Here is a 7,193-nt window from a genome sequence, read left to right on the forward strand (position 1 = left end):
GATAAATGATGAAGGGCGGACGACAAAATTTGTCCAAAAAGGCAAAAGCGGACGTGGAATGGCAAGGTTGGAAGGACTATGGTAGGATCGTGGCAGAAGTACACCATAGGATTCCATGATGTGTTGCGCCTTTTCAATACCTTACCACCAAGTATAGAGCCTACTGCTACGGTACCGTTTACCTCATAGGCATAGCCGTTGGCAATGATCTGCTTCACCATCTCTATCTGTTCGATGATGTGTCCCGTAGCAGTAGGCTCTATACTTGGTGGTAAGGTATTGAAAAGGCGCAACACATCATGGAATCCTATGGTGTACTTCTGCACGATCTCCATAGGCTCCAACTGCTCCAGCTTTGCCTTTTTGGCAAATTTGTCGTCGCCCTCATCATTATCTCCCTCTAAGTGTCCTGCATCGGTGATGTTACGCACATAACGTACCTTATATCCCAGATGACGAAGATACCTGAATATCAAATCAAACGAAACAAAAGTTCTACAGTTTCCAAGATGTACATCACTATAAACAGTGGGACCACACACATACATCCCCACCATGTTGGGATGTATAGGTTCAAATTTTTCTTTCTTACGGGTGAGTGTATTGTAAACTACTAAATTATGTTGCATATAGAACTTTAGTTAATTTGACCGCGGAAATTATTTTTGTCTGAAATAAATCTGAATAGGAACCCCTGTAAAACCAAAGTTTTCGCGCAATTTATTTTCAATAAAACGCTTATAAGGATCCTTGATATACTGAGGCAAGTTACAGAAAAAGGCGAACATAGGCGTCTTTCCTGGCAACTGCGTAGCATACTTAATCTTTATATATTTTCCTTTCAATGCCGGTGGCGGATAATTTTCGATAATATCCAGCATCACTTCATTGAGTTTGGTAAGTAGGGATTTTCTTCGTTTTATTTCTATACACCTCCATCGCGGTTTCTACCACTTTGAAGATACGTTGTTTTTCTACCACAGATGTGAAGATGATAGGCACGTCGGTGAAAGGAGCTATCCTTTCTCTGATTTGTGCTTCGAAAGCCTTCATTGTCTTATGGTCTTTCTCGATAAGGTCCCATTTGTTGACAACGATCATCACTCCTTTTCTGTTTTTCTCAGCAAGATGGAAAATATTAATATCCTGCGCTTCCACCCCTTCCTGTGCATCCAGCATCAAAATCACCACATCCGAATCTTCTAACGCCCGGATGGTACGCATCACCGAATAGAATTCGATATCCTCACTCACCTTTTTCTTACGACGAAGTCCTGCGGTATCGATAAGAATAAATTCATGACCAAACTTATTGTAGTGAATCTTGATCGTATCACGTGTAGTACCGGCAATATCCGTAACAATGTTACGCTCTTCTCCTAGCAGGGCATTGGTCATAGATGACTTGCCCACGTTAGGTCTTCCGACGATGGTGATTTTCGGAAGCGGGTCTTCCTCTTCATCTTCTATAGGCTCCGGAAAGTGCGACACTACCGCATCCAACAGTTCTCCCGTTCCCGAACCGGTGACAGAAGAAACATTATACACCTCTCCCAAACCAAAAGCATAAAACTCCGAAGAGTCGTAATGCAGCTTTGCATGGTCTACCTTGTTGGCTACCACATATACAGGCTTAGAAGTGCGTCGCAACAAATCTGCGATTTCCATATCCAAATCTGTAATGCCGGTCAATACATCGACCATAAAAATTATTACTGAAGCCTCTTCGATTGCGATAAGAACCTGATCACGGATGGCTTTTTCGAAAATATCATCCGAGCCGTGCACAAAACCGCCCGTATCTACTACGGTGAACTTTTTACCCACCCACTCGGCGGTTTCATAATGACGATCTCTTGTTACGCCACTAAAATCATCTACGATAGCTTTTCTACTTTCTGTAAGACGATTGAATAAAGTCGATTTACCTACGTTAGGACGACCTACAATTGCAACTATGTTTGCCATACTTAAATATAAAATTTTAACTCGCGCGTTACCCTCTCGGCAACTTATTTCAAAAATGAAATATAGGTCACAAAGTTACATAAAATACGCGGCATTCTATGGACAGAATTTTACGTAGAACAAAAAGGGCGCCACTGGCGCCCTAAACTTTACTTTAATCAAACACAACAACAAACGGAGTTTATCCGCCTAAATTTTACTGATAAGACTGCCCATACGCTCTTTACAGAATGCTTCGCCAGCTTTATGTGAAAAACTACAACAAATCTTCAAAATAAAGGCAAGATGATTATCTTGCCTTTTGGGATTATGCGAAAGGAGTTAATCGTTCTGCTTCAAAACTCCATTACTCAATGTAATCTGTTGTTCCGGAATATATTCCACAATAACATTGGATGTGGCCGGAATGGTTAAGTAAGAGTTTTGATTGGCTATATGGGTTCCGGGATACATTCTGTTCAACGTCTTTCCATTACGGAACACATCAAACTTGCGATGACCTTCCCATGCCAATTCTAATTTTCTTTCTTCCAGCACCACATCCAATGCTGACTTGCCACTTAGGTTAGCTGTTGTCCATAATCCTGCTGTAGGGATGCCTGCTCTTTTGCGGATGATATTGACGTCATCCAAAGCTTCTTGGATTTTGTTCAATTTGGCATTTGCCTCAGCACGTATTAAATACAGTTCTGCCAACCTCGAAATTACAGGGGACCACAGGTGAGCCTGACCTTCCTGTCCCGAACATTTCAAGATATAATATTTCGGATATCCGTTGCGGGCATCCAGCTTCTTATCTATCAATACTGTACGTTCTTTCCCTCCTATATTGATGAAATACTCAAAACTTCCAGCGCCGTTAGACCTCTTGATCAAAGTCTTTGACGTTCCATTCTCTGTATAGGTATAATCTGTACCGGACTGGCTTACGACAATACTTTCATATTTATAGTCGTCGTTGACATAATAAGCATGAAGTTCGTTCTCATTAACTACCACCGGCTTGATGAAAGAATAGCGTACATCTTCTGGATATTTGCGCACCTCTTCTAAATAGGAACGCGAAGCATACATCTCTCCCCACCCTGAGCCATCGATATTAGCATACATAGACCCGATAGTGTACCAACCATCAGAAGCATAGTCTACGTCTTTCACAAATTTGATGGCAAATATTGTTTCCGGATTATTTTCTGGTGCTGCTGTCGCAATTTTGGTATAATCGGCCGTAGAAAGCAAAGCAAATTTTCCGGAATTGATTACCTTATTGGCATATTCTATAGCCTTTTCATTATCACCCTTATACAGATAGAGTCGGGCTAATAATGCCTGAGCAGCATACACATTACCATAGATGTTACCTTTATAGGCTGTGAAAAGCTTTTCGGCGCGTAAGAGATCCTGTTCTATAGCGTCATACACTTCCTTAACGGTATTTCTGGCCTTTATCTCAAAAGGATTGTCTTGCGGCTGAAGAGGCACTGCCAAGTTAGTTTCCGGATTTTGATTATATGGTCTTCCGAAAACATTTGCCAGATAGAAATACATCAAGCTGCGCAAATACAGATTTTCGGCAATAATCTGGTCGGTGGCAGCGTCCGTTCCTTCTTTCACTACCTCCAACACAGCATTTGTCCCTGCAATAATCTTGTAGGAATTAGACCAATAGTTGTTTACACGGGAATTGGTCACCAAACGTTGATAGTTGTAGTTATAAAAGAGGTTATCCGTAGTAGATCCACTCAACGATACGTTGTCCGAAGGATATTCAGTAACACGGTGCCAGTTTTCCACCCAACTTTTCAGGGTGTGATAATTTCCTAGGCTGAGTGCTTCCAACGCTCCCGGAGTATTTTCTATTGACTCATTGGTCAAGGCCGTATAAGGAGCTCTATCCAACGAACAGGCGTTCAACGTAAAGGCTCCAAGAATACCATATATTGCAATTTTCGATAATTTCATAGGACTTAGAATGATAAGTTAATACCAAAAGTAACTCGCTTAGGTGAAGGATATTGTGACGTTGCATCTCCTTCTTCGGACTCTCCTGGGCTGCCGTTCGCTGCCGACAAGGCTGTCTCTGGATCCAAACTAGAGAATTTAGTTCCTGTCCATAGGTTGTCTCCCGATAAGAAGATATTCAATCCTTTAAGCTTATACTTGCTCAATAGGGCTGACTTAAATGTATAGCCTAAAGTCACATTCCTCAAGCGGATGAAAGAAGCATCCTCCAAATAACGGGAAGAAGTTTTATTAGAGCTACTGTTGTTGTTATACATTGCTACAGGATGCGTAGCATGAGGGTTATCCACGCTCCATCGTGACCATCCCTTTTGTAACACCATATTATTGTAAGTTGGATATGCACCGTCGGAGTCAAACAATTCTCGGGAAGCATTGTAAGCATAAGCTCCTTTTAGGAAAGCCAACGATGTGGTAAGCGTGAAGTTTTTATATTCCATCGTCGAAAGCAAGCCCCCTTGGTATTTAGGTGTAGAAGTACCCACAAACTGTAAGGTAGCTTCATTATAGTTGGAAGTGGTGGTGACTTCTCCTGTCTGTGGGTCAATCTTTTCCCACAATGGAGCTCCATTATCAGGATTTACGCCGGCCCATCTACGCATATACCAAGAGTCTATGTCTCTACCTACAGAAAAGCGCTTATTGCCGCTATTGATATCGGTATTATCTTTCAGCCCCTTAATTTTGTTGCTGTTGGTTGCAATATTAAATCCTAAATTCCATTGAAAAGGATTGTCCGCATTAAAGACATCAACATTGAGAGCCAGTTCCACACCTTTATTACGGATAGCCCCTATATTCATCCACTGGTTGCTCCATCCGGCAGTAGCAGGGAACGCTACGCTATACAACAATCCATTCGTATTTTTATAGTATGCTTCTGCCGTAAAATTTACTCGATTAAATAGGCCTAATTCAACCCCTACGTTGGCATCCCGCGAACGCTCCCAGCTTACATCCAGATTCTGATATTGTCCCGGGATGGCCGCCGGCTGTCCGTTGTACTGACCGTCCAGATTGTAGAACGAATACGAAGCATATAGGGAGTTAGGCACATTACCTACCTGTCCGAAAGAGGCCTTAAGACGTAACTGGTTAATCTTGTCCGTATTGAAAAACGCTTCATTATGAACGTTCCATGCACCGCTTAAAGAATAGAAGCTACCATATTGATTGTTCTTTCCGAATCGGGAAGAACCATCTATCCGGTAGGAAGCCTGTACGTTATAACGGTTGTCATAGTTGTATGAAGCCTGCACCAATACCGACTGGAAAGCATAATCGTTTTTCGTCCCTTGCATCGAAAGAAAATCCGCTGCATTGTCGATAATTTGAGATCCTGGAGCTATACCTTTGCCTCCCGCCCCCACACTGCTGTAAACATAGTCGGAATACTCATAGGCCGCATAAGCAGCAACATTATGCTTCTCGCCGAAAGTATCATTATATTTCAACATTTGGTTGAAAAAGCGAGTAATACGTTTGTCTGCAAACTGAGACACAGAACCCTGATTTCCCAATCCTGAGTTGGAGTTAGGATCCACATACGAAAGGGTGGTTTGATTGTAGTAAGTCAGGTTATTCATCGACTCGAAAGTGAATTTATCGTTGATACGATAAGAAAAGTCCAAATTCGAGAGTATATTGAATGTCTGTCCCTGACCGTAGTTGAACTGTAGATCGTACAAGTAGTTGCGATTATCCCTACCATACCAAGTTATACCTCCTGCCTGTTGGATTTTTTATAGTTCCATCAGCATTGTAAGGTTGATCCCACGGCATATAAAGATACATATCGTACAAAGAATGCTGCCTACTGTCATAGGTGGTGTAAGAAGCATTCAGCTTAGGCTTGAAAGTTATCTTATCCGTAAGTTTATGATCAATATTGATTCTTCCGGAAATACGCTCATAATCGTATCCTTTTACCGATCCTTCTTCCGCATAATAGTTGGCGCCTAAGGCTACAGAAGTGCGGTCCGTTCTACCCAAATAAGAAGCATTTAAGTCGTTTAGCTTACCTGCTTGCGTACCGTTCTTCACCCAATCGTAGTCTGTCTTCAGCACCTCTTCGGTCACGTTACTAGGAATTGCAGATTGGTTGCTGTAGCTTTGATAGAGATCCCATAGTTCTGCCGAATTCATCAGCTTAAATTTGCCCGGATTAAAACGGCTAGTGCCGGTAATCCAATTTACGGAAAATGTGCCTGCTCCCGAATTTGCTGCCGTCTTTGTTGTCACGACGATAACCCCGTTCGTACCTCTTGAACCGTACTGTGCTGTTGCCGCTGCATCCTTAAGCACCGAAAGTGATGCAATATCATTAGGGCTGATATTCGGCACGCCGTGCATTACTACACCATCCACTACCCATAGAGGAGATGTTTTGGACGAAATAGAATTACGACCACGTATGCGGATGTTGCCCTGTGCTCCGGGACGTCCTGAGCCATTAACCACGTTAATACCGGCAACCTTTCCCTGCAACAAATTGGAAATATTTGGAGACTTAGTATCCTGCAGTTCTTTAGGAGAAATGGTAGCTATAGATGCGGAAATATTCTCTCTCCGTTGACTGGAATACCCTGTCACCACCACTTCTTCAATATCCTGGCTTTCATAATTTAACACAACAGAAACATAATTAGTTGAAATCACAACTTCTTTAGTTTCATATCCCACACTCTTAAATTCCAATATGTCTCCCACACTGGCGGAAATGGAGAATGAGCCTGTATTGTCAGTGGAAGACACGGTACTTTTTCCTTTCACCGCTACGGTAACCCCTGAAAGTATTTCGCCGTTACTTCCTTTCACTTCTCCACGTATGGTCTGTTGAACAACCGCATTAATATTGATTGAACGCCATGATTCCGCCCTTGACGGATACGGAAGAAATGAAGAAATCAGCATGCCCGACATCATCCATATCAAGGAACTTCTCCTTCCTTTTCGAAAATTTGTTACTGCCATATAATTTAGATTTATAATGCAACGAAATAGATCATTAGATGAATCTTTTGAACTAAATCCCACCAATAATAGGATTTTTGATCTGAAATACCATAGCAGCAACAAACGAAATCGATTTGCGTTAACAATCAACTTTTAATTAAATCAATTTTCTTGGAAAGAAAAGCAGGAAAGGACAMAAAAAAGCCTTTACATTCATCAATGTAAGGCTTTTTTGATTAGTAGCGGGG

At 41.9% G+C, this 7,193-nt stretch carries 4 protein-coding genes and 1 pseudogene; all 5 read right to left on the bottom strand.

Going from position 1 to position 7,193, the window contains the following annotated elements:
- Positions 1 to 629, bottom strand: a 629-nt coding sequence (locus tag SD31_RS14050) for a class I tRNA ligase family protein (RefSeq protein ID WP_231561691.1), incomplete at its 3' end; no start/stop codon positions are given.
- A gap of 30 nt (positions 630 to 659) precedes the next feature.
- Positions 660 to 1,968: pseudogene (der, locus tag SD31_RS14055) on the bottom strand (ribosome biogenesis GTPase Der).
- 321 nt (positions 1,969 to 2,289) lie between these two features.
- Entirely contained in the window at positions 2,290 to 3,930 is a 1,641-nt protein-coding gene (locus SD31_RS14060; RefSeq protein WP_039054579.1) for a RagB/SusD family nutrient uptake outer membrane protein, read from the bottom strand.
- Between the two features lie 5 nt (positions 3,931 to 3,935).
- Positions 3,936 to 5,678, bottom strand: a complete 1,743-nt coding sequence (locus SD31_RS17710) for a SusC/RagA family TonB-linked outer membrane protein (RefSeq protein WP_197053741.1) — start codon at positions 5,676 to 5,678, stop codon at positions 3,936 to 3,938.
- Between the two features lie 16 nt (positions 5,679 to 5,694).
- Positions 5,695 to 6,963 carry a TonB-dependent receptor plug domain-containing protein gene (locus SD31_RS17715; protein WP_197053742.1) on the bottom strand — a complete coding sequence of 423 codons (1,269 nt, stop codon included), beginning with the start codon at positions 6,961 to 6,963 and terminating at the stop codon, positions 5,695 to 5,697.
- Positions 6,964 to 7,193 lie beyond the last annotated feature (230 nt).

Origin of the sequence: Sphingobacterium sp. T2 (assembly GCF_000814685.1) — a bacterium.
Taxonomy (GTDB): domain Bacteria; phylum Bacteroidota; class Bacteroidia; order Sphingobacteriales; family Sphingobacteriaceae; genus Sphingobacterium; species Sphingobacterium thermophilum.

Coding starts and splice junctions, on each gene's coding strand:
- SD31_RS14060 (WP_039054579.1), bottom strand. CDS start 3,930: ATGAAATTATCGAAAATTGCAATATATGGTATTCTTGGAGCCTTTACG.
- SD31_RS17715 (WP_197053742.1), bottom strand. CDS start 6,963: ATGGCAGTAACAAATTTTCGAAAAGGAAGGAGAAGTTCCTTGATATGG.